General features: G+C 74.7%; 1 protein-coding gene. It reads left to right on the forward strand.

All coding sequences use genetic code 11. From position 1 onward, the window contains the following. Window positions 1-160: 160 nt before the first annotated feature. Window positions 161-1,880 (forward strand): DUF3492 domain-containing protein (locus tag ABZY11_RS40460; protein ID WP_356483958.1); only part of this gene is annotated, 1,720 nt, incomplete at its 3' end.

Genomic DNA, 1,880 nt, shown 5'->3' on the forward strand with positions numbered 1-1,880 from the left:
ACGACCCCCTCGCGGGCGGTTCATACTCCGCCGATCCCCGGGTGGGGTGGTCGCTCCCAACCCCCCCCCCCCCCACCACCGGCGAATCCGCTTACGGTCGTCCCGCTGTGAGCCGCCGTTCCGACGGCGGCCGCCCACAAGGGAGATCGGGGGTGTGCTCGTGCGGATCGGACTGCTCACCGACGGTGGCTATCCGTATGCGACCGGTGAGTCCAGACTCTGGTGCGACCGCCTGGTACGCGGGCTCGCCCAGCACGAGTTCGATCTCTTCGCGCTCAGCCGCTCGGCCGAACAGGAGGCGCAGGGCTGGGTCCAGCTCCCGATGCAGGTCAGCCGGGTCCGGACGGCGCCGCTGTGGACGGCCGACGAGGACGTCCTGGGCACCCGGGCCGCCAAGGGGCTGCTCGCCCGGCTGGTGACGGGCGGCGGTACCCGCCCGTACGGACGGCGCGAACGACAGCGCTTCACGGCGCACTTCACGGCTCTCGCGGCCTCGGTCTGCGCGGCGGGCGCGGCGAACGGCGAGGGCGACGGGGGCGCGGGCACCGGCGGACCGGGCGGCGAAGGGGCTGCGACCGCCACCGCCGCGGACGTGCGGTTCACGGACGGTCTGTACGGGCTCGCCGAGCTGGCCCGCGAGCACGGCGGACTCACCGCCGCCCTCCGCTCCGAAACCGCCGTGCGCATACTCGAAACGGCCTGCCGCGCCCCGGGCGCCGGGCGCACCGTCCAGACCGCCACCGTCCCCGACCTCCTCGCCTTCGCCCGGGAGCTCGACCGGGTGCTCCGCCCGCTCTCGCTCGACTGGTACGACGAGGAGAGCCTCGGCGCGGTCGACCTCTGTCACGCGACGTCCGGTGGTGCCGCCGCCCTGCCGGGGCTGCTGGCCAAACGCTTCTTCGGGGTGCCGCTGCTGGTCACCGAGCACGGCGTGCAGCTGCGGGCGCACTACCTCGCGGCGACCGGCACCGCGCTGAACGCGCCGGTGCGCGCCCTGCTCGCCAGCTTCCACGGGCGGCTCGCCACCGAGGTGTACCGGCAGGCCGCGATCGTCACCCCGGGCAACACCCACGCCCGCCGCTGGCAGGAGCGGTGCGGCGCCGGACGCGAGAAGCTGCGCACCGTCTACCCCGGCATGGAGTCCGAGCGCTTCACGGCGCTGGGGGAGAGCGGCGACAGCGGCCCCGACGACACCCTGGTCTGGGTCGGCCGGATCGAGCCCGCCAAGGACCTGATCGCGCTGCTGCACGCCTTCGCGGAGGTACGGAAGGCCGAACCGGACGCCCGGCTGAGGATCATCGGCGCCCCCGCCCCGGGCCCCGAAGGCGCCACCTATCTCGCGCACTGCCGGGCGCTCGCCGCCCAGCTGTTCCCCGACGAGGCCACGGACGCGCACGCCGTCGGCGACAACCCGGTCTCCTTCGAGGACATCGGCGGGGCCGAGGTGCCCGATCTGCCGGACGCCTACGCGGCGGGCGGGGTCGTCGTCCTGTCCAGCGTGGTCGAGGGCTTCCCGATCGGTCTCGTCGAGGCGATGTTCTGCGGCCGGGCCACGGTGTCGACGGATGTCGGCGCGGTCGTCGAGGTCATCGGCGGCACCGGGCTCGTGGTGCCCGCGCGCAACCCCAGGGCGCTGGCCGACGCCTGTCTCGCGCTGCTGCGGGACCCCGAGCGTCGTGCACGGCTCGGAGCGGCGGCGCGCGCCCGCGCGCTCGAACTCTTCACCGTCGAACAGAACCTCGCGGCATTCCGCGGCATCTACCTGGAGCTGATCTCGCACGCCCCGGTGCGCAGGGAGGCCGAAGCGGTGGACGCCCATGGCGAACCGCGTCCGTTCGCCACCCCGCCGGAGGCGCATGTCCTGGGCCCGTGGACGGCCT

Origin of the sequence: Streptomyces sp. NPDC006510, from assembly GCF_040611955.1 — a bacterium.
GTDB lineage: Bacteria > Actinomycetota > Actinomycetes > Streptomycetales > Streptomycetaceae > Streptomyces.